Raw genomic sequence first — 25,197 nt, 5'->3', positions numbered from 1 at the left:
AGTGAATGACGAAACTTTTGTAATGCGCTCAACCGACAATGCGGGGGACGATAAAATAGCTGCCGTCGGTGTCCGGAGCGTTGCCCAGGATTTCTTCCCGAGTGTAGTCCTGCCGGACCTCGTCGTCCCGAAACACCGTTTCATGGGTCACCGGCGAATACAGCGGCTCCACGCCGGAGGTGTCCAGTTCGTTCAATTTTTCCATGTAGCCGAGAATATCGTTGAACTGGCCGGCGAATTGCTCGACCTTTTCCGGTCCCAGGTTCAATCGGGCCAACCCGGCCACCTTGGCCACTTCATCTGTACTAATGCTCATTTCCAGCTCCCTGCAAAATTTTGAAGAAATGTCGGTAACTGCTCAATGAGGCAGGGCAACGAAATACCTCGGATCCGTGCTGCCTGGATACCGGCCTGCGCCGGTATGACGGAATGGAGTACATCGATAACGAGCTCCCTCGATCGTCACCCCGGCGAAGGCCGGGGTCCAGGTGTTTTTGTATGGTCCACATGCCCCAGAGTTATTGAGCAGTTACAAATGTCGTTCAGAAATACTTGCTGCGAAAGACGGTTGACAGGCAACCATCACCGTGAAAAACGCATCCGAATCCGGTCAATCTGGTTGCGCAACGCGGTGGGATCCATGATGGTCAGGCCCCGGGATGTCGGTTGGAAGAGGAACATGGATTGGCGAGCCTTGCCTTGTTCGTCCCAGGACAGCGGCGCCATGCTCCATTCGATATCCACGGCATCCGTCAACAAGGCATTCATCCTTTCGGGCGACAGGGCCCGGGAGGTGTGGCCCAGACGGGAGCTCATGCGGACAAAGTCATACCCCAGAGCCACCCAGAAATCGACGGGCTGGCCGGATTCTTCGGCAAGCCTCATCAGTTCCCTGGTTGCGGTGGACGGATTTTCCGACCACCAGCCGCCGGGCATGACCGCCAAACGAAAATACTGCTGTTCCATCTGCTCCGCGCGCTGGAGCCATGCCTGGCTCCATATTTCCGGACCAAGAATCAGCAATCGCTGTTCATCATAATAGAAAAACTGCGGGAGCAGCATCTCCGCGTTACGCAGGCTGTCCGGAATGAAGACCGCCTGGAACGGTGGATTGGGAAGACGCGCTTCTTCGTTCCGTCCTCGACGGACCTGTGCCGGCACGCCCAAAAGACCAGCCACGGACTCGCCCCACGTTGCATGCTCTCCGGGCACATAACTCCTGTACCCACGGACGCGTCCTCCCAGATTGGACACCTCTGCGTTAAAGGCCTCACCCATGTGCTCGCCGAAACGATCCTGGGGGAACAGCACCGCCATGTCGTAAATGCCCATATCATGCATGGCCAACCCGGCCAGGGCATGGACCTGATCCCGCGGACTGCCGAAGAACCGCCAGGCAAGGCTGCCCTCCTGTTCCTCGCCCATGGTCGGCAGAAAGGTAAAGAAATTGCGATCCGCGGCCAGCCCCGCGCCATGAATCCGGTCCCAGGTCTCGCGCTGAACCGGACCGCCGACAATGGCGCATTCCGGCGCCATCGTGGCGAGGGTGTCCAGCATGTCCTGGGCCTGGGAATTGATGATCTCCAAACGCAGGGTCATGCCGTCTTCCAGCAGGGCATTGCGACCGGCCTCGGCCCCGCGGACGATTTTCCAGCCGGTTTCGGCCAGCACGCCGTCCAGCGGCACCATCAATCCGACACAGACTCCCGGAAGACCGAACTGTTCATCCAGTTCCTCCAGATCCGCAACGAAAGAATCAACATCCGTCCAATCCCCCTGCTGCAGCAGGCGGTTCAACGTCATTCTGACTTGCGGCCAAGCCTCGGGACTTTCCTTGACTTCCCGGCGGCGCTGCTCCCACAAGAACACGGAGTGCGGAAAAAGAGCGACCTCTCCGGGCAGCACCCGCTCCGCAAGGTGCTCCAGTGCCGTGTCCGGAATTTCCCTGGCGATCCGGACGGCAACACGTTCCACCTCCACCCTGGCTGCGTCGTCGGGGGCCATGTCGTGCATGGTCGAGAAAAGCGAACTGAGCGCATCATACTCCCTGAATTGTCTATACATTTCCGAGAGCCGGATGCCGGCTGAGAAGCGCAGGGACCACGGTGTCTCCGGTTGCGTCATCAACTGACGCAGGTATTCCTCGGCTGCGTCATCCCTGCCCATGCCCAGGAGCGCGGTGACCCTGTACTCATGCCAAAACCAGTGCTGCCGCAGGGTCGGGTCGTGCAAAGCCGCACGTATCAGGGCATCCTGGGCGCGGGCGTGGTCGCCGGTCCGCAGGGAGCTGACGGCGAGGCGCTCCCAGGCCAGAGTCAGAAGGGACCGGTCCAGAGGCTCCTGGACGAGGAGTTCGTACAATTGCTTGCTGCGCTGATAATCCCCGGCCTGCCAGGCTCTGTCGGCCTGGAGAACCAGACTCTCCGTGGTTGTTGCCGTGGGAGGGGCAACGGGGGGCAGACGTTTCTTTTCAACGCACCCGCCGAGAGTCATGAGACTGATCAGGCACAGCAGCGGTATCAAGGCAAAATGCCGCAAAATCATTTATTACTCCGCGAAACATCAGGTAAGTGAACTGCAAAAAAAAGCCTGACCCGCGAACACGGATCAGGCTCAAGGTATAGAGAGTCGTGGAACGGCCTGTCAAGGCGACAGGCAGGAGACGGCTACTTCACCTCCGTGTAGTCCGCATCCACGACGTCGTCGTCCTTCTTGGAGCCGGAAGCCTGGGACGATCCAGCCTGGCCGCCCGGCTGCGCGCCTTGTTCCGCGCCGCTTTTCTGGGCATAGAGCTGCTCCGCCAGCTTGTGCGATGCCTGGGCCAGCTCTTCGGACGCCTTGCGGATTTCGGCTTCGTCATCACCCTCCATCAGCTTCTTCAGATTTTCAATCTTGGCTTCGATCTCGCCGCGGAGCACGGAATCCAGCTTGTCGCCAAGGTCCGTGATGGATTTCTGCGTGGCATAGATCAACGAATCGGCATGGTTGCGGGCTTCGATGAGCTGCTGTTTCTTCTTGTCGTCTTCGGCATGGGCCTCGGCATCCTTGATCAGGTTCTGGATTTCACTCTCGGACAGGCCGCTGGATGCGGTGATCCGGATGGACTGCTCCTTGCCCGTACCCAGATCCTTCGCGGAAACGTTGACGATGCCGTTGGCGTCGATGTCAAAGGCCACCTCGATCTGGGGCATGCCGCGGGGCGCGGGAGGAATGCCGGTCAATTCGAACCGGCCGAGGGTCTTGTTGTCCGAGGCCATGGGGCGCTCGCCCTGCAGGACATGGATGGAGACCGAAGGCTGATTGTCCGCGGCCGTGGTGAAGACCTGGCTCTTGCGTGTCGGAATGGTGGTGTTGCGATCGATCAATCGGGTGCAGACTCCGCCCAGGGTTTCGATACCCAGGGAAAGCGGCGTAACATCCAGGAGCAGCACGTCTTTCACGTCGCCGGCAAGGATGCCGCCCTGGATGGCCGCGCCCATGGCGACCACTTCGTCAGGGTTCACGCCCTTGTGCGGTTCACGCCCAAAAAAATCCTGCACCTTTTTCTGGACCAGGGGCATACGGGTCATGCCGCCGACCAGGATGACTTCATCGATGTCCGAGGTCTTCAACCCGGCATCCGCCAAGGCTTTCTTGCACGGCTCAATGGTCTTGGCCACCAGGTCTTCCACCAGGGTTTCCAGCTTGGCTCGGGAAAGCTTGATCAGCAAGTGCTTGGGGCCGTTCTGGTCCGCGGTGATGAAAGGCAGGTTGATCTCGGTTTCCATGGACGTGGAAAGTTCCTTCTTGGCCTTTTCCCCGGCTTCCTTGAGACGCTGCAGCGCCATGCGGTCCTTGGAGAGATCGATGCCGTTGTCACGCTTGAATTCGTTCACAAGGTAGTCGATCACCCGGTGGTCGAAGTCCTCGCCGCCGAGAAAGGTATCGCCGTTGGTGGCCCGAACTTCAACCACATTGTCCCCGACCTCGAGAATGGAAATATCAAAGGTGCCGCCGCCCAGATCGAAGACCGCGACTTTTTCGTTCTTTTTCTTGTCGAATCCGTAAGCCAGTGAAGCCGCGGTGGGTTCGTTGATGATCCGCTTCACTTCCAGGCCCGCGATGCGTCCGGCGTCCTTGGTGGCCTGGCGTTGGCTGTCGTTGAAATAGGCCGGCACGGTGATCACGGCTTCGGTGACGGTCTCGCCCAAATAGGCTTCGGCGTCGGATTTCAGCTTTTGAAGGATCATCGCGGAAATTTCAGGAGCGCTGTACTTCTTGCCGTCAATGTCCACGTAGCAATCGCCGTTGCCCCCTTCCACGATCTTGTAAGGGGAACTGCTTTTCCAGCCCTTGATTTCCGGGGCGTCGAACCGACGGCCCATAAGCCGCTTGATCGCAAAAACCGTCTTTTCGGGATTGGTTACGGATTGTCGCTTGGCAATTTCACCGACCAGACGTTCCTTGTCCGTGAAGGCGACGATGGAAGGAGTCGTGCGTCCGCCTTCGGGGTTGGAAATGCACTTCGGCTCCTTGCCTTCCATGACGTACACGCAACTGTTGGTTGTTCCCAAGTCAATCCCAATTATTTTTCCCATGTGCAAAATCCTCCTGAAAGCTTAGTATGTTGTGCAAGTTAAGTTTGAATGACGGCTTGTAAAGGGTCGTAATGGAAAAATATGGTGCAACTGTATCACCCGATGCTCTTAATCTGAACGGATACTTTTGCCTTTGTCGGCTACCGCCGAATCGTTGCATCATGGGTTGCATGCGGTACTGACCAGCACCTTGGCGGGCCGCAGCAGACGGCCTTTCAGGCGATAGCCTTTCTGAACGACCTGACAGATCTTGCCCGGCTCGAGTTCCGGGTCGGGCTGCTGCGCCAGGGCTTCATGCCATGCAGGGTCGAAGTCCTCCCCGGCTTCGCCGAGCGGCTCCAGACTGTGGCGGCTGAGAATGTCCAGAAAAAGCTTGCGGGTCATTTCCACGCCGCTGAGGAGATCCCGGCCCTGTCCGGACTTGCGGCCATGCTCCAAAGCCAGATCAAGGTTGTCCAGAACCGGCAACAGATCTTCGAGCACGGATTCCGTGGCGAATTTACAGAACTCCTCTTTCTCACGATGCAGTCTTTTTTTAAGATTTTCCGTTTCCGCCGCCATGCGCAGTTTTTCGTCCTGCACCTTGGCCAGCTCCTGGCATTGCGAGCAGACCTTCTCCTTGCAGAGCCGAAGCAGTTCCTCGTCTTCCATGGCGGTTACGGTTTCGTCCGTGATGACCTGATCCTCGCCACTCAGAAGATCCTTCATGTCGATATTGTCTCCGGCAGCGTTTTTGGCATTGCTGTCCGGTGATGCTTTCTGCTCTTTTGCCGGCATAAAATTCCTCCTTGCAAAATCTTGATGCCCATCAAAAACGATTCTTCAACAGTCGGCTGATGATCTGGGCCGTGAACTCAACCAACGGAACGACCTTGGCGTAATCCATCCGGATCGGCCCGATAATGCCGACAACGCCCAAAGGGTCTTCTTGTCCCAGGTAGGGAGACGAGATCAATGTGAATTCCCGCAACCCTTCCTGGTCTTCCTCCCGTCCAAAGACGATGGAAATGCCTTCAGGCTTGGAAACCTTGTCCAGTAGTTCCAAAAGCTGCGTCCGTTCCTCGAGCATCCGTAAGAGTTCCTGAAGTTTCGCCGGATTGGCGAACTCGGGATGGGTGAAAAAATTCACCGTGCCCTCAACGAACATTTCTCTTGGACTGTTTTCGCTGAAAACCTGCTGGGCCAGAACCAGCGCCTGCTGGCTGACCGCCTGATATTCGCGCTGAACGGCGTCCATTTCCTGCAACAGCTTGCTCCGGACCTGGGACAGAGTCCGTCCCTGAAAAAGCTGATTCAGATAGTTGCTGTACTTGGTCAGATCATCCGTGCCCAGTTTGGGATCCACCGTCACGATCTTGTTGCGGACAATTCCGCCTTCAACCACCAGTATGGCCATGGCCAGGCCGGCCTTCAGCAGGATGAAGTCGATGTGCTTGAAACCGATATTCGTGGCCTTGGGGGCCAGGATCATGCTCACCTGTCGCGTATAGGCCGAAAGCAGCCGTGAAGCGTTGCGCAACAACTCGGACACGTCCAATTTTTCGTCGCCCAGACTCGCCGCGAGCTGATTCCGCTCCTCCTGAGAGAGAGGCGAATACTTCAATACGGAGTCGACGTAGAATCGAAAACCCTGAGAGGAAGGAATGCGCCCGGCCGAGGTATGCGGCTGCTCCAGGTACCCCTTCTCGGTCAGGTCGGCCATGATGTTCCGAATGCTGGCCGGACTCAGATTCAGGTTTGATTTTTTGGCGATCGTCCTCGATCCGACTGGTGCGGCTGTTTGAATATAGTCTTCGATGAGCGTGACCAGAACGCCTATTTCACGTGCTTGCAGTTCCATATTGCCTTACCTTGCTGGCACTCGATGTGAGAGAGTGCTAGTCCCAATAAATATGTGAATAGGTTCTGTCAAGGAACGACATTTTTTTTGTTGGAATAAGTGCATCATCGAGATGCACTTATGGCTGGCGGCGTGTTGGAAGCAGGGCCCTGAATCCAGCACGGGATATGAGGTAATGCGAGGTTGTATTTCGATTTCGATTGCGATTTCGATGGAATGCGATTCGTTGATAAATACGAATAATTGAGATTCAAGGCAGGTGCTGAAAGACGTACTCTCTGAGGGCCTGAAGCCAGGGGCGGGGTTTGATGCCGGTGAGGGTGGTGAACGAGCTGGTATCCAGCACGGAATAGGCGGGTCGCTTGGCTTTTTGCGGATACTGGTCCGAAGAGATGGGAAAGACGTCGCACTGCAGCCCCTTGGCTTGCACCGCGGCCCCGGCCAGTTCGCACCATGTGGCGCAGCCGCAGTTCACCAGGTGAAAAATCCCGGTTCCATCCGCCTTGAACAGTTCCACGGAATAATCCGCAAGGTCCGGGGTATAGGTGGGCGAGCCGGTCTGGTCGTGGACGACGTTCAAGGATGGTCGCTGGGCTGCAAGAGCAAGAATCTTGGCCACGAAGTTGGTCCGGCCCGGCCCGAAAAGCCATGCCGTGCGGATGATGGTCAACCGCTCCAGGCCAAGATCCTGGAGCGCCTTCTCTCCGGCCAGCTTGGTCTTGCCATAGACGCTTTGCGGGTTGGTCTGACTTTCCGAGCAATACGGCGTATCGGATTTTCCGTTAAAGACGAAGTCGGTGCTGTAATGCGCCAGCCGTATATTGCGTTGTTTGGCCAACCGGCCCAGGGTTGCGGGCAGTCGATGGTTCAGACGCGCGGCCTCTTCCGGTTCATCCTCGGCCTGGTCCACCTGGGTATAGGCCACGGTGTTGCAGACAATGTCCGGCTCATGCTCGTCCAGGAAGGCAGCAACCCGGTCCTGATCGAAAAGATCCAGGTCGTCACGACCAACGGGGACAACCTGCCAACCGCTTTTCATCAGGCTGGCGCATAAGGATTGTCCCAGCAATCCCGTCTTGCCACCCAGGACCACAACCTTGGGAGACGCGGTGGAAATCATTGCCGTTCCTCGTACCATGCATTCATGAATTCCCGGTAGCTGCCGTCCTGAACCCTGGCCAGCCATTCCCGATTGTCCTGATACCACTGGATGGTCTCCCGCAGTCCCAGTTCAAAGGTGTATTTCGGAGCAAAGCCGAGTTCCCGCGCGGCCAGGGTGTAGTCCATGGCGTAGCGCCTGTCGTGCCCGGGCCTGTCCTGGACGTGACGGATCAAGGAGTGGGGTTTGCCCAAAAGGTCAAGCAGGGTGGTGACGACCTGCATGTTCGTTCGCTCGGCGTTGCCGCCGAAGTTGTAAACCGCTCCAGGTCGACCATGGTCCATGGACAGTTCGACGCCCCGGCAATGGTCCAGGACATGGATCCAGTCGCGAACATTGGCCCCGTCTCCGTATACCGGCAGCGGTTTATCCTCCCAGGCCAGGGTCAGCATCAGGGGAATCAGTTTTTCCGGAAATTGAAACGGGCCGTAGTTGTTTGAACACCGGGTGATCACCGTGGGCAGACCATAGGTTTCATGGTAGGCGCGCACCAGCAGATCCGCCGACGCTTTGGACGCCGAGTACGGACTGTTGGGCGCCAGGGGGGTTTGTTCGCTGAACAGCCCCGTGGAGCCGAGAGTTCCGTAAACCTCATCCGTGGAAACCTGCAGGAAAAGCTCGATATTCGCCTTGCGGGCAGCTTCCAGCAGATTATGGGTGCCCTGGATGTTGGTGGTGATGAACGGGGAGGAATCATGAATGGAGCGATCCACATGAGATTCGGCGGCAAAATTGAGTATGGCCTGTATACGATGTTCGGACAGCAGGCGCGGCACCAATACCGGATCGGCAATATCTCCGTGAACGAAAACATGGCGGGCGCCCTGCTCCTGGCGACTTGGGTCCTGCTCCAGTGCCAGCAGGTTCATCCGGTTGCCGGCATACGTCAGCTTGTCCAGGTTGACGATGTGCAGGTCGGATCGCTGTTCCAAGAGGGCAAGAATAAAGTTCGAGGCGATGAAGCCGCAGCCTCCGGTCACCATTATTCTGTTCAAACGGCGTTGCATGAACGTCTCCTTCTCAAGCGCAAATGAGGTGGGTATCTAGCCTTGTGGCTGGCCGAGGTCAAATTCGAGTTGACCAAGGTTCATACACCGTTCAACCGTAGCCGGTTCAAGTATTGGCCCAAAGACATTGAAGATAAAAAAAACCAGACGTAACTGCCCAGGCAAGTATGCGCTCTTCCTCCGAAAAATCGGGATCGGGATCGGGATCGGGGTCGGAGTCGGGATCGGAATCAATTTCGAAAACAATGGATGTCGCTCCACACGGTTTCGTTCCAATTTCGATTCCGATTTCGATTTCGATTTCGATTTCGATTGCGATTTCGAGTCTATTTCATGCCAAACTCGGCAACAGCATTGGTTTGCTGAAGTGGGTACGACCAGGCGATTCCAATCTGCTATCCCGTCGCCTCGTGCATCTCATGGGGAGCGTTCGCGTCTTCCTGCCGTGTCTGGAGACAGTTGCCCAGGCAAATCCGGTCCCTTCCGCCTCGTTTGGCAATGTACAGGGCTTCGTCAGCAGCCACGAGCATCGCGGAAGCGTCCGCGGAGTCCGCGGCCATGGCGGCGCCGACACTCAGGGTGACCGTGAAGTTTTCCGTATCCGCTGAAAAGCGGATTTCCTTGAATCGCATCCGAATATCATCCAATAACGCGATGGCTGCGTCCGCGTCGCAATCCACCAGCGCCACGGCGAATTCCTCCCCGCCGTAGCGACCGATGCTGTCGCTTTTGCGCAGCCGTTGCTTCAGGAGATGCGCAAGGGCCTTGATCACCTGATCTCCGACGGCATGGCCGTACGTGTCATTGACCTGCTTGAAATGATCGATGTCCAGCATGGCCACGCACAAGGGACTGCTGTGCCGTTTGGCCTTGGAATATTCCAAGGCGATCTGCTCCTTGATCCTGGAATGCTTGAGCAGTCCGGTCAGGCTGTCCTTGACCATCAATTCGTTCAGCTGACGCATCCGGGCGGCCCGCACCGAGACGGCGACCACGAGATGCCGGTCGGAAATGGGCTTGGTCAGGAAATCGTCTCCGCCACTGCTCATGGCCGACAACTGCTGATCAATATCGGTTTCCGCGGACAAATAGATAATGGGCAGACTGAGCCAGTCGTCATGCATCCGGATCACCCGGGCCAGATCGATGCCGGTATATCCCGGCATGTTCAGGTCCATCAGGATCAGGTCCGGCTGAAATTCGTCCAGAACTTCAAAGATGTGTACCGGATCGCTCAGTGTCCTGGACTCCATGCCGGCACCGCGCAGGATCAGGGAATAGTGCCCAGCCAGTTCCTGATCATCGTCAACGATCAGCACCCGGTACGGCAGGGCCTGCCTGCGGCGCACCGACTGTTCCACCCGATCGATAAGCTTGGGAATGTCCACGGGTTTGAGAAAAAAACCTTCGGCCCCGATTCGTGCGGCCTGCATCCGGATCTCAAAGGTATCCTGATCGGACAAAAAAATGATGGGACAGTCCAGGTCCTGAAATTCCGGCGAAAGAGCGACATGCTCGATGGTGTTCAAGCCATCGGGATGAAACGCCACGTCCAGAATCAGGACATCCGGCTTGGATCGAGCAAGATCTTCAGCAGCCTCGGCCAGTCGGGTATGACGATTGACCGAGTAGCCGAAGTGGCCGAAAACACGTGACAACTCCTGAGCAAAAGGCTCTTCGTTTTCAGCAAGGCAGATGCTGATTTCGTCGCCTTTGCGCAATCTTTCGGTAACGGCCTCGAAAATTGCCGCGGATCTTTGTGGTTGATGTCCGGCGACATAAACGCGCAAGGAATGGATCTTCCGCTGCAGGGCATGCAGTTCCTGGAGGCTTGGATTTTCACCCTGCAGCCATTGCTGCACGCGGACTTCCAGCAACCGGGCCGCGGAGCCCAGTTCGGAAAAGCCGAACGTTCCGGCGGAACCAGCCAGCTTATGCAGGATCTGGTTCAGTTCGATGAGATTCGTTTTGAGAAGAGGGCTGCTCCGGATCAGGAGCATGTCCGCCAGGCGTTGCAGTTCGGGAAGGTCCACGTCCAAACGCTGCCGGAACATGTCCCGCAATGCTTGCAACTGGGGTTCAATTGCGTCTTTCGGTTCCTCAGCCATTATGCCTTCTCTTTCAGTCAGGTCAGGTCGGGTCTGATGCAGCAGTATGCGAAGAGAGAATTGATAATCGCGAGATTACCATTTTGGTAACTATCCAGCAAACTTCACGGGCCGGTCTTGGGGCGAGAAGTCACCTGCTACCCCAGCCAGCGCTTACGGCGACGATAGTGCTTCACGTCGCGGTAGCTGCGTTTTTCCCCGCCATGACCCAGGCCGAGGTAAAATTCCTGGACATCCGGATTGTTCAGCAGGGACTCCGAGCTGCCGTCCATCACGATCCGGCCGTTTTCCAGGATATAGCCATGCTGAGAAATGCTCAAAGCGGCGCGGGCGTTTTGTTCCACCAGCAAAATGGTCACCCCTTCCTCCTGGTTGACCCGCTGGACAATGGTGAAGATTTCCTCCACCAGCAACGGCGCCAAGCCCAGGGAGGGTTCATCCAGAAGCAGCAGCTTGGGCTTGGCCATCAGGGCCCGGCCGATGGCCAGCATTTGCTGTTCGCCCCCGGAAAGAAACCCGGCCAGCTGCTTGCGACGCTCCTGCAAGCGTGGAAAGTACTCGTACACCCTGGCCAGGGATTCGGGAAATTCTGAAGAGGGGCGGGTGAATCCGCCGCAACGCAGGTTCTCTTCCACGCTCAGGTCCACGAAAACCCTGCGTCCTTCCATGACCTGAAAGATGCCGTCCCGAACGATCCGTTCCGGCAGGGACTTGTGGATTGGTCGGTCCTGGTAAAGAACCGAGCCTTCGGTAATCTCTCCGTCCTCGGTGCGAATCAAGCCGGAAACGGCCTTCAATGTAGTGGACTTGCCCGCGCCGTTGGGACCCAGCAGGGCCGTGATCCGGCCTTGCCTCGCCTTCAGGGAAAGCCCCTTGAGGACCAGGATGACGTCGTTGTACACGACCTCGAGGTTTTCAATCTTCAACAAATCCATGGTGGCAACTTTTCTGTTGAGAAAATGTTTTCCAAAGCACGGGCTTTATCCGTGCCGGTATCGTTTTTGTTATCTGTTATGGGGCCACTGCAAAAAGTCCGTGGACTGAATCCACAACCTTGTGAACTTCCGGCAACATGCTGATTTTACTGACCACAAACCACTGATCACTGACCACTGCTTGGTGCAAAATTACTTTTTGCACCAAGCTCTCCAGATAACAGATAACCAATAACTGACAACGATTCTAATCCTGCTCCTAATGCCCAAGCCACTCCGGTTTGCGTTCCAGGGTCTGCTCGGTCAGGAATTCCATGCGGTCCTCGAACAACTGATAGATGTAAACGGACATATTCGGCCGGTGGTCATCCGGATAAAAGCTGATGGGAGGAGTCAAACCCATGGGGTCGAAGTCGCGCAGGGTTCTGGCGGCTTCCTGGATCGACGGACCGGTGATTCTGCCTTTTTCCGCCGCGATGCGGATGGCCTCGGCCATGACGTACATGGAAGCGAAACCGCGTACGTAATGGATCATCTGCGGTCGGCCGCCGGTCATCTCTTTGATGACCTGCATACCCGGGACATCCGCGCCGTAAACCACGGACGTGTGCAGACCAAGATGGCCGTTCACGGCCGGTCCGGCCAGCTTCAGCAACTGCTCGTCGCTGCCCCAGATGTTGGTGATGAACTTGCCTTGCATGCCGATGCGCTGAGCGTCCTTGAGGATGACCGCGGTGGAGGAAATGGTCCCGCCCACCCAGATGAAGTCCGGAGCCTGGCGCTGCATGCGCAGAAGCTGGGTCGTGGCGTCCATGTCTCCCAGGCCCACGTTTTCCTCCCCGGCCAGCTCAAAACCCAACTCCGCGGCAAAGCTCTTGATGGCCGGAATCGGCGCCAATCCGTAAGGATGATTGGGATAGAGCAAGCCGAGTCTCGGCGCGCGTTCCTCGGTCCAGTTGTCCTTCAGGTACTGCAGGGCCGCCCGGGCCTGGGTGGAATAGTCCGCGGCAATGAAGAAGTTGTAGGGGGCGTTTTTGGGATCGGCCAGGTGCCCGGAATAGGATGCGGAAAAGGTCGGTATCTGATCCCGGGCCACGAAGCGGACCAGGGCTTCGGTGTCCGCCGTGCCCCAACCCTGCAGGGCCACGATGCCCTGGCTCTTGAAGCGGTTGTACGCGGCAATGGCCTGCTGGACATTGTAGGCATAATCCACCTGCAGCATCTCGATGCGCTGTCCCGCGATCCCTCCCTGCTTGTTCAGGTACTCGATGCAGTGGCGGATGCCGTCGGCATAGGGCCGGCCCACGTCCGAAGTCGGGCCGCTCAAATCGGAAAGTACGCCGATCTTGATCTGGGCCAGAGCCGGTACGGCGATGAACAGCAACAAGGCCGTGATTACGCTCGTCAATCCATGTCTCATCTCAATCCTCCTGGAAACATGTGCAAGGTGATATGTGGCATCAATGCGCAAAGGGATACAGTTTCCAATACGCCTTGATCAGTCGCCAGCGGTGGGCCAGGCCTTCGGGTTCGAAAATCAGGAACAGCACGAGGATCAGGCCGAATATGCCCTCGCGCAGGGCGAGAAAATACTGGCTGATGTTGGGAAAGAACGAGCCGGCATACTGGGCGAGGATGCCCAGACCTTCCGGCAGCAGAACCACGAAGACGGCGCCGAATATGCTTCCCAGAACGCTGCCCAGCCCGCCGATGATGATCATGGCCAGGTATTGAATGGACAACATGATATCGAATTGTTCCGGGGTGATGTACATCGTGTAGTGCGCCCAGAGGCCGCCGGCGATGCCGGCCAGAAAAGAACTCACGGCAAAGGCCTGGAGCTTGTAGGAAAACAGATTCACGCCCACGGATTCGGCGGATTGGTGAAAGTCGCGAATGGCCACGAAAGCCCGTCCATGGCGCGTGCGCAGGATGTTGGCCACCAGCAGCACGCAGGCCGCGGCTATTCCGAAGGTCAGGTAGAACATCCTGGCGTCGCTATCAAAAGCCATGCCCAGAACTACCGGAGCATCCAGCCCCATGCCGATGGCTCCCCCGGTAACGGATTCCCAGTGCAAAAACACATAGCTGAGGATCATCTGGGCGGCCAGGGTGGCGATAGCCAGATAGATGCCCTTCAATCGCAGCGACGGAATGCCGAAGATCATGCCCACCACGGCCGTGACCAGTCCGCCGAAGAGCAGAGCCGGAAAAAAAGGCCATCCGGACAGGGTGCACAGACCGGAGGCATAGGCGCCCACGCCGATGAACGCGCCGTGCCCCAGGGAAATCTGGCCGCAGCAGCCCGTGAGCAGGTTCAGGGACACCGCGCCGATTACGGCTATGTTGATCATGATCAACATGGAAACCTGGTAGTTGCTCAAGACAAGCGGGGAAAGGAGCAGCAACGTCAAAAAAAGGCCCAGACAGATTTTCTGGAATCCCGTCTGAAAAAAGTGGGACTCCGAAGCGTAGGAGGTATGGAAAAGTCCGCATTTACCGCGCATGAGCGACCTGCTTTATCAATTGAATCATGATGTGCATTGGACCTAGACCCTTTCAATTTCCTTGGTTCCGAAAAGGCCGTAGGGACGGATCATCAGAATGATCACCAGCACCACATAGGCGGCCACTTCCTTGAAGCCGGGCAGGTTGAAGACCTGCTGCATGAACCCGTCGGCCACGTTCTCCAGAACCCCAATGATCAAACCACCCAGGGCCGCACCGAGAAGGCTGTCCAGGCCTCCGAGGATCACCGCCGGAAAAACCTTCAAGCCCAGGTGTCCGAGCTGGGCGTTGATTCCGTTGATGTTGCCCAGAATGATGCCGCCGATGCTGGAAACCACCGCCGCGATGCACCAGGACAGGGCGAATATGTTCTTCACGCCGATGCCCATGGACTGGGCCGCCTGCTGATCCTGCGCCGTGGCCCGCATGGCGATGCCGGTCCGGGAATACTTGAAGAACAGGGCAAAGACAGCAAACAAAAGCGCGGAGAGGACAAAAGCCGCGATGTAAACCGGAGCCACCGGAACTCCGGCGATCCAGATCGGCGTCGTGGGCAGGATGGGCGGATAAACCCGGATCTGGGTGCCCCAGAAGAGCTGCACCAGGGACTTGAGAACCGTGGCCAGGCCAACGGTGACCATGATCACGCTGATAATGGGCTGCCCGATCAAGGGCCGTAAAATGACCCGTTCAATGCACAAGCCGAGAATCACGGAAAAAACCAGGGTCATGAAAAACGAAACCAGAAACGGCAGGCCCATCTGCACGGTCAGGGCGAAACAGATGTACGCCCCCACCATGACCATCTCGCCCTGGGCGAAATTGACGACCTTGGTCGCCTTGTAGATGATCACGAAGCCCAGGGCCACCAGACTGTAAATGCTGCCGACAACGAGACCGTTGACGATGAGTTGAAGGTAGTATTCCATGATTTGCGTCTATGTGGTTTTGGGGTCGTTGATGTTCAGTGGCTGAAACATTATTCATGCACCGAGGCGATCTGGATGGTTCCGCACATTTCCCGGATGCGCCCGTCCTGGTACTGAATGGCGGCAGTCAGATCGATGCAGGCGTCCGGCCCGTAGAGGGACTCGATCAGGCTGGCGTAGCGCTCCTCGACGACCTTGCGGCGCAGCTTGCGGGTTCGGGTCAATTCCCCGTCGTCGGCGTCCAGTTCCTTGAAAAGCAGGGCGAATCGCTTGATGCGCGTTGTTTTCGGCAAGGATGCGTTGATGTCCGCGATCTCACCGCGGATCAGATCGTAGACCTGTTCCTTGGATGCCAGATCCTGGTAGGTTGTGTACGTGATCAACCGGCTCTCGGCCCAGCGGCCCACGATTTCCGGATCAATGCTGATGATGGCCGCAAGATGGTCCCGATTCCGGCCCAGAACAACGGCTTCCCGGACATACGGGGAAAACTTGAGCTTGTTTTCCATGAACTGCGGGGAAAAGCGGGTTCCGTCAGCCAGATGCATGACGTCCTTGAGCCGGTCGATGACCACGAGCTGCCCGTTGTCCTTGAAAAAACCGGCATCCCCCGAGCGCAGCCAGCCATCCTGGATGGTCTCGGCCGTGGCTTCGGGATTGGCGTAGTAGCCCTGGAACACGGCCGACGAACGGGACAGGATTTCCCCTTCCTCGGAGATGATGATCTCGGTTTCCGGGATGGGTTCGCCCACGGAGTCGAAATCGATCCGGCCGTCCGCATGAATGCAGGATATGCCGGCAATTTCCGTCTGTCCGTAGATCTGTTTCAGATTCACGCCCAGGGCGTGAAAGAAACGAAAGGTGTCCGGGCCAAGAGCCGCGCCGCCGGTGGTGGCCGAACGGATTCGCGAGAAGCCCAGCCGGTCCCGCAACGGCCGGAACAGCCCGAAATCCGCCACGGCCCGCCCCAGTCGCAGCGCAGCTCCAGGCTTGGTTCCGGCCAGCAGACAGTCTGCATGGCGCATGCCCATGGGCAGCAGCAGATTGTACAGGAACCGCTTCAGCGGACTGGTTTCCATGATCTTGACCCGCACCCGAGCGGCCAGGTTTTCCCAGACCCGGGGCGGCGAAAATATCAGGTGGGGGCCGATTTCGCGAATGTTCTCCTGGACCGTGTCCGGTTCCTCCGGAAAATTAACGCAAAAGCCGAACAGCATGGCCGAGGCCACGGCCATCATCTGCTCGCCCATCCAGGCCAGGGGCAGAAACGAGACGAATTCGTCGCTGTCCCGCTTCGGGTCCACCCGCCCCAGATTCGCGGCCATGGACAGCAGGTTGCGGTGGGACAGCATGGCCAGCTTTGGCCGGCCGGTGGTCCCGGAAGTGGTGGCGATGAGACACGTGTCGTCGGGCTGGGTCTGATCGACCCAGGAGGCGAATTTGTCGATATCCCCGCGGCCCTGCTCGCAGATTCGTTCAAAAGGGTGCAGCCCTTCCTCGGTGGCCCCGGACAGCCCCTTGGGGTCGTGGTAGACGATGTATTTGAGGTGGGAAACCCGGCCCTTCAGAGAGAGCATCTTGTCCACCTGCTCCTGGTCCTCGGCCACGACCATCCGGCATTTGGTCAACGAGAAGATGTACTCGATCTCGTCCACCGGAGCGTCCTGGTACAATCCCAAAGCCATGCCGCCAATGGACTGCACGGCCAGTTCGGCCCAGAGCCACTCCGGGCGGTTGTCCCCGATCAGCACCAGCACGTCGCCCTTGCCCATGCCCAGCTTTTTCAGCCCGGCGGCGAATTCCGCGGTCTTGCGCAGATAATCGTCCCAGGAATACGGCTGCCAGATGCCCCACTCCTTCTCCCGCAAAGCGGTCTTGGCGCCGTAACGTTTCGCATTGTCCAGCAGCAATCGGGGCAGGGTCGATTCGTGCCCTTTCCCGTTGCGATGATGATCTTCCTGCATTGATTCTTCCGTATTCGTGCGTGTCTTGTCCGACGACGAACCAAAACCCCATGGTCGGGTCCGGCGTCATGTTCAGAGGTCGAAGGCGCCTCTTTCGGCAATTTTCAGTTCATGGACCGGCGGTCATCTTCCGATGAAGGCTGCATTGTCGCTGCCGAGATATGCGGCGATGACGTCGGGATCCGACTGAACCTGGGCTGGAGTTCCGGCGGCCAGGATCTGCCCGAAATCCAGAACCACGACATGGTCGGAAATATCCATGACAACGCCCATATCGTGCTCCACCAGGAGAATGGTGATGCCCCATTCCTCGTTGATGTCCAGGATGTAGCGGGCCATGTCCTCGGTTTCTTCCAGGTTCATTCCGGCCATGGGTTCGTCCAGCAGCAGCAGTTCCGGTTCTCCGGCCAAAGCCCGGCCCAGCTCAACCCGCTTCTGGACCCCGTAGGGCAGCTTGCCGGCAACCTGATGCCGGTAGGGCGACAGGCCCAGGAAATCGATGATTTCCTCGATTCGCCGCCGATGCAGGTCTTCCTTGCGCCGGGCCTTGCCCCAATAGCAAAGTGAGGACAGCAACCCGTAATCCAGGCGAACATGACGTCCGACCATCAGGTTGTCCAAAACGCTCAAGCCCTTGAACAGCGCGATGTTTTGAAACGTTCGGGATAGGCCGGCCTTGACCCGGTCATGGGCAGCCATGGGAAGCAGGTCTCGCTCGATGAGGGTGATCCGACCTGCATCAGGGTGGTAGCGGCCGCTGATGCAGTTGAGCATGCTCGTCTTGCCCGCGCCGTTGGGACCGATAAGGGATGCAATCTGCCCTTTTTCAACGGTGAATCCGACGTTCAGCAGGGCGGCCAGACCCCGAAAGGTCAGGGTTACGCCCTGGACTTCCAGCAAGGGCATGATCAGCACCATTCCTTGGCGAAATCACACGGGCCGACAATGTTGTAGTTGCGCTCCAGCAATGCCTTGATGATTGGCGCGGGATCGTCCATTTGCACCCGGATGACCACCATGCGTTTGCCGTTGTGATAGAAGGTGGCCGTGGAAATGATGCTCACGCTCATGTCCGCGATGAGGCCGGAGACCTCGGCGATGACGCCGGTGCGTTCCTCGACCTCGAAGACGATGCGTGAACCGCCCTGGGCCAGCCCCATCTCCTCCACCAGCACGTCCAGCATCACATTGCGGTTGATGTAGCCCAGCAGGTTGTTTTTGGAATCCACCACGGGCAGCCCCGCCAGGTCCTCGTCGAACATGATCTTGGCCGCTTCCTCGATTTCCATCTGCGGAGGAATGGATGGGATGTTCTTGAGGATCAATTTCTCTACGGTCAGTTTGGACATCAGATAGTTCAGTTCATGGCGGCTCAAGGTGGTCACGGGCGAAGGCAGGGCCGCCCTGACGTCTTCCTTGCGCACGGCGCCGAGAAACCGATTCTGCTGATCAACCGCCATGAGCATCCAGAGGCGGTTTTTTTCCATGATCTTGTCCGCTTCCATCACCAGTGTCGCGGGGGTGATGGTGGGCATGTCCGTGATCATTTTCAGTCCGACATACATGGCGGAGTGCTCCTTGAGGCTTGAGAAGGCGTGAGTATGAAAAAGGTCAACCAAGTGACGTCGCAAGCAGAACGTTGTCCATGTCTTTCTCCGCGAACGGCGATATCGCTGCATGAACGGAACAAAGTCTGGCGGAATCGTTGTCTGTCAGTGTCGCGACTGATAATCCCTCAGCGTCTTTGAGTCCAGTAAAGATTGCAGCGCCAAGGAGTTGAGGAGGGGCCCATGGTCATCATCACGGTTCGGTCCCGGTCGTGCATCTCTGGACGAGTTCCCTGGATTGCGATAATGACTGTTTCATGCATGAAATGTCCATCGCCGAATCGCTTATACGTATGGTGGAGGCGGAAATGGCCAATCACGGCCTGCGAACCGTCCACCGGATCAAGATCAAGCACGGCGCCCTTTCCACCATGGTGCCGGACGCTCTGGATCTTGCATTTGAAATCATGACCAAAGGAACGGCCCTGGAAGGGGTTGTCATCGAGTACGAAAAGGTGCCGCTGACAATGCGGTGCAATGCCTGCAACGCCACATTCTCTCCGGAAGTGCAGAGTCTGCATTTTGCTCCCTGCCCGTCTTGCGGCGAAGAGTTTGGCCATACCGTGATCAGCGGCAAGGAAATGAACCTCGAACAAATCGAAGGAGATTCGTAAGCCATGGCCAAGATCATCCCCGTGATCCGCAATATCCTGGAAGCCAACGACCGTCTGGCTGACCAGCTCCGAAACCTCTATGCCGCCAACAAACTGCTCGCTCTGAACCTGATGAGTTCTCCGGGAGCAGGCAAGACTTCCCTGCTGGAACGAACCTTGACCGACCTGCGGGAAGAATTGCGCATGGCCGTGATCGAGGGCGATCTGCAGACCGACAACGACGCCCAGCGCGTGGCCGCCACCGGCGCCCAGGCCGTACAGATCAACACGGACGGCGGATGCCATCTGGACAGTTCCATGATTCTGGAAGCATTGAAGCAGATGGATCTTGCCGAGTTGGACGTCCTGTTCATCGAGAACGTGGGCAACCTGGTTTGCCCCGCGGAATTCGACTTGGGCGAGGAAGCCAAGGTAACCCTGCTCAGCGTCACCGAGGGCGACGACAAGCCGGAAAAGTATCCGATGATGTTCGCCCAGTCCAAGGTGATGCTGCTCAACAAGATCGATCTGCTGCCCTATGTGGATTTCGATCCCGACAAGGCCGCACGATTTGCCCGGGCGTTGAATCCGGAAATACTTGTCTTTCCGGTGTCCTGCCGCACCGGGGAAGGACTGGAGGCCTGGTACGAATGGCTCCGCAACGCCGCGCGAAAAGCCGGGAAGTAAGGCCCGTCCATCGCAAGCTAAAAAATGGCGAACCACAGGTTCGCCATTTTTTATGAGCAGAATAGGACTGATGGGACGAATATGACCTATCAGCCCCATTCTGTATATGTAGTTAAAATTACATCTGGATCCTGCCCTCCGCTACTCCAGCAGTTGCAGTATCTGCTCATATGCACCCGGAAACATGGCCACTTCATCAATCCGGACGTCCACGTACGTTTCTCCGTTGCCCGGGCCGATGAGCACGGTGGACATGCCGAAGTCCTTGGCGGTTTTGAGATTCAGGGCCATGTCCTCGACCATGATGCATCGCGAACCCGCGAATCCTAGTCGCTTCAAGACCTCCCGGTATGGTTCCGGATACGGCTTGGGCCGGTAGGACGCCAGGCGGACATCAAATATTTCCGTAAACACTTCGCGAATCCCCAGGGCTTCCAGAACCCGGTGCGCATGCCCCAGGGAACCGTTGGTCAGGATGACCTTCGTTCCCGGCAAGGCGGCCAGCGCTATTGCCAATTCCGGACAAGGCTGCAGGACATCCACGACATTCACGTCATGGACGTATTCCAGGTATTCCTCCGGATCGACGCCATGGTGCAGGGTCAGTCCAACCATGGTCAGGCCATATTCCTGCCAGTAGCTCCGACGCAGATGGTCCACCTGGTCCTCGGGAATGCCCGCGTGTTCCATCATATACTTGTTGATCCGGGCGTCGATGAGTGGGAAAAGCGAGGCCGAAGCCGGGTACACAGTGTTGTCGAGGTCAAATATCAGTGCATCGATCATTTTATCACTCAAAATCTCATTTTCACGGCATCGAAAGTCTTCCAATCCTGCCTGAGCAGCCGTTTTTCAGGCAGCGGGCCTGCCAGAAACAACCGCGAAACATGACCTCAGCCCTACGTGCGAGTCAAGGGGTTGCCAGCTTCGTCGGTAATTGACAGTATGCATACCGATTGAGTCGGAGAACCACAACCGTTCGGAGTTTCCCCCATGAGCAAACTGCGTTTGACGATCTGCGGCCTTGTCGCCTTGTTCGCCGTGCATCTTTGGCCTCTGCAAGCCGATGCGGATTCCAAGGCAGAACAGCGAGTGCTTTTCCTGCAAGCCGAGGAAGCCCTGCGCAAGGGGCAGCAGCAGACGTACCGCAATCTTCTGCCCCGGCTTGAAGGGTATCCGCTTAAACCCTACCTGCTGGGACAGGATCTGGAAAGAAGACTGTGCCCAACATTGTCCCATGAGGTCCGCTCCTTTCTGGAAAAATACGGTGACTCTCCGGTGGCGGATTCCCTGCGTCGAAAATGGCTCGCTGAACTGGCGAAACATCGCCGTTGGAATGATTTCCTGCAGGATTACACTTCGCAATCCAATGAGAACCTGCAGTGCCTCTACGGTCAGGCCCTGCTCGGGGCCGGCAAAACAGACCAGGCCATGGAACAGGCCAGGGTGATGTGGTTGTCCGGGAAATCACGGCCCAAAAGCTGCGACCCATTGTTTGAAGCCCTGATCAACAGCAAGGGGTTGACCAGGGAACTGGTTATCCAGCGCATCCAACTTGCCATGAACGCCGGACAGATCTCGCTGGTCCGCTATCTGAGCCGCTTTCTGCCTGCCGAGGAGGACAAGGCCTGGGTGGCCTACTGGCAAAGCGTTGATGAATCCCCGCGCCTGGTGTTGGACCGGAACTGGAAAGGCGTGGAAAATGATTTCGTGATTCCGGTCCTGACCCACGGCATCCGCAAGCTGACCCGCGTTGACGCTTCCAGAACCGCCGCGGACTGGGACCGGCTGAAGTTGCGGCATGGGTTGATCGGGGAACGATTTACGGCCATTGAAGAAGATATCGCCTTGTTCATGAGTCTGCGCTTTGAGGACGGCGCGCTGGAAAGAGTGGGCTCGATGCCTGGGGATTTGCGCAGCGACCGTCTTCGGGAATGGGGAGTCCGGGCCGCCCTGCGCCATCTGGATTGGCCCCAGGTCCTGCATATGGTGGATGGCCTGACCGAGCTTCAGAAAGCGGAGCCGCGCTGGCAATACTGGCGCGCCCGGGCCCTGGAACAAACCGGATGGACGGAGCAGGCGGTGGCGACATATGAAGCGCTGGCCACGGCGTCTCATTATTTCGGCATGTTGGCGGCGGACCGGCTCGGCCGGCCCTATAACGTCGCCCACGCACCCATTGCGGTGACATCGGAGCAAATTGCCGTGGTTCGTCAGGACGCCGGTCTGCAGCGTGCAGTGGAATTGTTCGCGCTGAAACGGTATGGCCCGGGCCGCAGCGAATGGCAGAAGGCTTTGGGCAGACTCGATGGCAACCAGTCCCAAGCCGCGGCCCGGTGGGCACAAGAGATCGGCTGGCATGACCGGGCGATCACGGCAGCGGTCTCCGCCGGGCATTGGACGGACATGGATATCCGGTTTCCCCTGCCGCATACGGCTGCCATCGCCACGCAAAGCAGCGCCAGGAACCTTAATCCGGCCTGGGTCTACGGCGTGATGCGCCAGGAAAGCATGTTCATGGAAGATGTCGGTTCTTCGGCGGGCGCGCTGGGCCTGATGCAGATCATGCCTCAGACCGGCAAGCGGATTGCCGGGTGGCATGGAGAACAGTTAAGCAATTCCCGGCTTCTGCTCCAGCCGGACCGGAACATTCGATACGGGACGACCTATCTACGTCGGCAGTTGGACGACCTGCAAAACCACTACGCCTTGGCCACTGCCGCCTATAATGCCGGACAGCATCGGGTGAAGGGCTGGCTTCCCCGGGAAACCGACCTTCCTGCTGATGTCTGGGTGGAAACCATCCCCTTCAATGAAACCCGGAATTATGTCGAGCGCGTGCTGTGCTACACCGCAATCTATGAACACCGCCTCGGCAAGTCCCCCACCCGCCTCAGCGCACGTCTGGCCCCGGTCAGACCCCTGAACGGATCAACCCAGGTGGCGGAGGGAAAAGAGGTGAGCGGGACAAGCGCGCACTAATTCGTCGCTACCAGTCCCGTTTCCACCCTGCCACCCGGATGCAGTCCTTGGGGCAGAACGCCGCGACCTGGGTCACCTGATCTCGGGGTCCGGTGGGCGACTTGAGTACTGGTCTGTCCAGTTCATCGTCCCAGCCGAACACCTCCGGACACATTTCCTCGCACGCCTGGCAGCCCGAGCAAGGACCCAGGTCCAATTCCAGGTCGGCCATTGTTTCCGTCCGTGTCGACTTTTCCATGTGAACATCCCCATCGCGGGCTTTGTTTTGGTGATTGGTATCTATGCAGCACATGCTGTGCATGACCATTTCCCAGCACTGGATTCCGGCTTTCGCCGGAATGACATCGGGGCATGCCATTTCAATATTGGTCATACCGGCGAAGGCCGGCGCTGACGCTATCCAGATTTTTTTCTGGATCTGCTGAATAGTTACGGTGATTGTAATTACTCAGCTGCGTTCCGGCTTATCTCGATTTTTCGGCATCGCAACTCCTTCGCCGGCTTCGTAACATCGAACCATTGCGTGATAAACAGCACTACGTGCTCCATGCGTCAGGCAATGGTTCGATGAACGAAACCTGGATCAGGCAGACAGGCGATGCCGAAAAATCGAGATAAGCCGGAACAATCCGGATCGTGTTGCGAAATGTGCCGAGTAGTTTACTGGTGATTTCAGATCGCTTGCACCTGCCGCCTCGGCCTCCCCAATAGCGATCACGAAAGCCGAAAGCGCCATTTTCGATCCGGATCAACCGGGTTGCGAAGCAGGTGCATCCAGGGCGCAGGCCGGATCAGCGAAAAAGGCGGAGTGAATGGCGGTGACGGCCTTGTGCAGGGTATGCTCCCGCACAATAAAGTACAGCGCCACCGGAGAGGGACCGAAGGCGATCATCTCGATGTTCACCCTGCAGCCGGCGGCCGCGCTGAAGCAGGCCGCGGCAATGCCCGGCTTGGTGGACAACCCCTTGCCCACCACGGCGATCAAGGCAATATTCTCGTTTTTTTCCAGCTTGCGGTACGGGCGAGGCTGCAGCGTGGCCAGAGCCTGGGCCGCCGGCTCCAGATCCCCGCGGGAAAGGAGCAGGCTGATGCAGGTCTGGGAGGTGACCACGGACTTGATGTTCACGCCCCGTGCGGCCACGGCGTTGGCCACTTCGCCAAGAATTCCCCGCCGGACGCCCACGCCTGAAGCATGAACCTTGAGGATGGCAATATCCGTTGTATAGGCCACGCTCTTGATCACGCCCGCATCCGCCTTGCCGCGGGCCGTGATCCGGCTGCCCACCTCATCGGGACGCAGCGTGTTCTTGATGGCGATGGGCAAGCCTTTTTTGCGCAACGGCTCCACGGTTCGCGGATGCAGGATCTTGGCGCCGAAGTAGGCCAGTTCCGCGGCCTCGTCATAAGACAGTTCGGAAATCAGCCTGGCCTCGGGCACGAACTTGGGATCCGCGCTCAGGAATCCATCCACGTCCTTCCAGATTTCCAGAACCTCGGCTCCGGAGATCGCCGCCATCACGGCCGCCGAATAGTCACTGCCCCCCCGGCCGAAAGTGGTCGTCTCCCCGGAGGCATTCACCCCGTAGAACCCGGGAATGATGGTGACCTGGCCGTTGCTGAGATGAGGTAGAAGCCGCTCATGGAAATGCTTTTCCGAGGGTGTCAGCAGGGCCGAGGCATCTCCGAACTTTCCGTCCGTGACCACGCCGATTTCCTCAGGCAGGCGACAGGACGCCTTGCAACCGCGCGCGTTCAGGATCGCGGCAAGCAGCTGGGCGCAGATCCGTTCGCCGAAGCTGCTGATGGCGTCTTCCATTTTCGGCGTGATGTCCCCGGTATAGTGCAGGCCGTAGAACAGCCTCTCCAGTCTGGCCAGGGATTTGCCAAGCTCCCGGGCATAGGTCCGGATGTGCTGCTCTTCATGGATCAGGTGCCTGGCCACGAGCATGTGCTTGTGTTTCAGGCGGTCCACGATCCGGCACACGGCCTCCTCCTCGGCCACGGCCTGGGACATGGCGGACAGCAGCAGGTCGGTCACGCCGCCCAGCGCCGAGACCACGACAATATTGCCTCGACCCCGCGTGACCAGCAGGTCCAGGATCGCGGCGATGGTCTCCTTGCCGTTGAGGCAGCCGCCGCCGATTTTAATGACTTTCACGGTTGGAGTGCTCTCTGAAGGGACTGATGCAAGAGGTGATGCGTTTCCATGAGAAAAAACCGTAACTACTCAAAAATGTCGGGCACGGCCTGCTTGTCGCCTTCCACCTGGATTCCCGCTTTCGCGGGAATGACTTCATAGAG

21 protein-coding genes are annotated in these 25,197 nt (G+C 57.9%); 3 read left to right on the top strand and 18 right to left on the bottom strand.

Features of this window, described 5'->3' with window-relative positions:
- Nucleotides 1-28: 28 nt before the first annotated feature.
- The 15 genes from gatC to ACYQ15_RS18210 all read right to left on the bottom strand — a co-directional run bounded on the left by gatC (nt 29) and on the right by ACYQ15_RS18210 (nt 18,592).
- Nucleotides 29-316 carry an Asp-tRNA(Asn)/Glu-tRNA(Gln) amidotransferase subunit GatC gene (gene gatC, locus ACYQ15_RS18280; RefSeq protein WP_459938931.1) on the bottom strand — a complete coding sequence of 96 codons (288 nt, stop codon included), beginning with the start codon at nt 314-316 and terminating at the stop codon, nt 29-31.
- Nucleotides 317-582: 266 nt separating this feature from the next.
- Nucleotides 583-2,544 (bottom strand): hypothetical protein, encoded by a 1,962-nt coding sequence (locus tag ACYQ15_RS18275; protein WP_459938930.1) that lies wholly within the window; start codon nt 2,542-2,544, stop codon nt 583-585.
- A gap of 122 nt (nt 2,545-2,666) precedes the next feature.
- Nucleotides 2,667-4,577, bottom strand: a complete 1,911-nt coding sequence (dnaK, locus tag ACYQ15_RS18270) for a molecular chaperone DnaK (protein ID WP_459938929.1) — start codon at nt 4,575-4,577, stop codon at nt 2,667-2,669.
- A 159-nt stretch (nt 4,578-4,736) separates the two neighbouring features.
- The gene (gene grpE / locus ACYQ15_RS18265; protein WP_459938928.1) at nt 4,737-5,354 is read right to left on the bottom strand and encodes a nucleotide exchange factor GrpE; all 618 of its coding nucleotides are present in this window, start codon (nt 5,352-5,354) and stop codon (nt 4,737-4,739) included.
- A gap of 31 nt (nt 5,355-5,385) precedes the next feature.
- The gene (hrcA, locus tag ACYQ15_RS18260) at nt 5,386-6,417 is read right to left on the bottom strand and encodes a heat-inducible transcriptional repressor HrcA (protein WP_459938927.1); all 1,032 of its coding nucleotides are present in this window, start codon (nt 6,415-6,417) and stop codon (nt 5,386-5,388) included.
- Between the two features lie 250 nt (nt 6,418-6,667).
- Nucleotides 6,668-7,537 (bottom strand): dTDP-4-dehydrorhamnose reductase, encoded by an 870-nt coding sequence (rfbD, locus tag ACYQ15_RS18255; RefSeq protein WP_459938926.1) that lies wholly within the window; start codon nt 7,535-7,537, stop codon nt 6,668-6,670.
- Nucleotides 7,534-8,583 carry a dTDP-glucose 4,6-dehydratase gene (gene rfbB, locus ACYQ15_RS18250; RefSeq protein WP_459938925.1) on the bottom strand — a complete coding sequence of 350 codons (1,050 nt, stop codon included), beginning with the start codon at nt 8,581-8,583 and terminating at the stop codon, nt 7,534-7,536. The genes rfbD and rfbB overlap by 4 nt, the downstream gene beginning before the upstream one ends.
- Before the next feature lie 395 nt (nt 8,584-8,978).
- Entirely contained in the window at nt 8,979-10,691 is a 1,713-nt protein-coding gene (locus ACYQ15_RS18245; protein WP_459938924.1) for a GGDEF domain-containing response regulator, read from the bottom strand.
- A gap of 137 nt (nt 10,692-10,828) precedes the next feature.
- Nucleotides 10,829-11,626 (bottom strand): ABC transporter ATP-binding protein, encoded by a 798-nt coding sequence (locus ACYQ15_RS18240; RefSeq protein ID WP_459938923.1) that lies wholly within the window; start codon nt 11,624-11,626, stop codon nt 10,829-10,831.
- A gap of 259 nt (nt 11,627-11,885) precedes the next feature.
- Nucleotides 11,886-13,046, bottom strand: coding sequence for an ABC transporter substrate-binding protein (locus ACYQ15_RS18235; protein WP_459938922.1), 1,161 nt, complete (start codon nt 13,044-13,046; stop codon nt 11,886-11,888).
- A 40-nt stretch (nt 13,047-13,086) separates the two neighbouring features.
- Nucleotides 13,087-14,133, bottom strand: coding sequence for a branched-chain amino acid ABC transporter permease (locus ACYQ15_RS18230; RefSeq protein WP_459938921.1), 1,047 nt, complete (start codon nt 14,131-14,133; stop codon nt 13,087-13,089).
- A gap of 42 nt (nt 14,134-14,175) precedes the next feature.
- Nucleotides 14,176-15,063, bottom strand: coding sequence for a branched-chain amino acid ABC transporter permease (locus ACYQ15_RS18225; protein ID WP_459938920.1), 888 nt, complete (start codon nt 15,061-15,063; stop codon nt 14,176-14,178).
- Between the two features lie 50 nt (nt 15,064-15,113).
- On the bottom strand, nt 15,114-17,027 hold the full coding sequence (locus ACYQ15_RS18220) for an AMP-binding protein (protein WP_459938919.1): 1,914 nt from the start codon (nt 17,025-17,027) through the stop codon (nt 15,114-15,116).
- 123 nt (nt 17,028-17,150) lie between these two features.
- Nucleotides 17,151-17,933, bottom strand: a complete 783-nt coding sequence (locus ACYQ15_RS18215) for an ABC transporter ATP-binding protein (RefSeq protein ID WP_459938918.1) — start codon at nt 17,931-17,933, stop codon at nt 17,151-17,153.
- A gap of 2 nt (nt 17,934-17,935) precedes the next feature.
- Nucleotides 17,936-18,592, bottom strand: coding sequence for a CBS domain-containing protein (locus tag ACYQ15_RS18210; RefSeq protein WP_459938917.1), 657 nt, complete (start codon nt 18,590-18,592; stop codon nt 17,936-17,938).
- 299 nt (nt 18,593-18,891) lie between these two features.
- Here ACYQ15_RS18210 and hypA point away from each other — a divergent pair, with 299 nt between their 5' ends.
- Nucleotides 18,892-19,248, top strand: a complete 357-nt coding sequence (gene hypA, locus ACYQ15_RS18205; protein ID WP_459938916.1) for a hydrogenase maturation nickel metallochaperone HypA — start codon at nt 18,892-18,894, stop codon at nt 19,246-19,248.
- Nucleotides 19,249-19,251: 3 nt separating this feature from the next.
- Complete coding sequence (hypB, locus tag ACYQ15_RS18200; RefSeq protein WP_459938915.1) at nt 19,252-19,914, top strand: hydrogenase nickel incorporation protein HypB; 663 nt, start codon at nt 19,252-19,254, stop codon at nt 19,912-19,914.
- Between the two features lie 141 nt (nt 19,915-20,055).
- On the opposite strand, the gene ACYQ15_RS18195 is transcribed toward hypB, so the two are convergent.
- Nucleotides 20,056-20,700, bottom strand: coding sequence for a pyrimidine 5'-nucleotidase (locus tag ACYQ15_RS18195; protein WP_459938914.1), 645 nt, complete (start codon nt 20,698-20,700; stop codon nt 20,056-20,058).
- A gap of 207 nt (nt 20,701-20,907) precedes the next feature.
- On the opposite strand from ACYQ15_RS18195, the gene ACYQ15_RS18190 reads away from it, so the two are divergent.
- Nucleotides 20,908-22,896, top strand: coding sequence for a transglycosylase SLT domain-containing protein (locus tag ACYQ15_RS18190; protein WP_459938913.1), 1,989 nt, complete (start codon nt 20,908-20,910; stop codon nt 22,894-22,896).
- Nucleotides 22,897-22,903: 7 nt separating this feature from the next.
- On the opposite strand, the gene ACYQ15_RS18185 is transcribed toward ACYQ15_RS18190, so the two are convergent.
- Nucleotides 22,904-23,134, bottom strand: coding sequence for a ferredoxin (locus ACYQ15_RS18185; protein WP_459938912.1), 231 nt, complete (start codon nt 23,132-23,134; stop codon nt 22,904-22,906).
- Nucleotides 23,135-23,644: 510 nt separating this feature from the next.
- Nucleotides 23,645-25,054: an aspartate kinase gene (locus tag ACYQ15_RS18180; protein WP_459938911.1), complete on the bottom strand. Its 1,410-nt coding sequence runs from the start codon at nt 25,052-25,054 to the stop codon at nt 23,645-23,647.
- Between the last annotated feature and the right edge of the window lie 143 nt (nt 25,055-25,197).

The sequence above is a fragment of the Desulfonatronum parangueonense genome, assembly GCF_054656975.1.
This window is presented reverse-complemented; position numbering and strand designations above follow the sequence as displayed.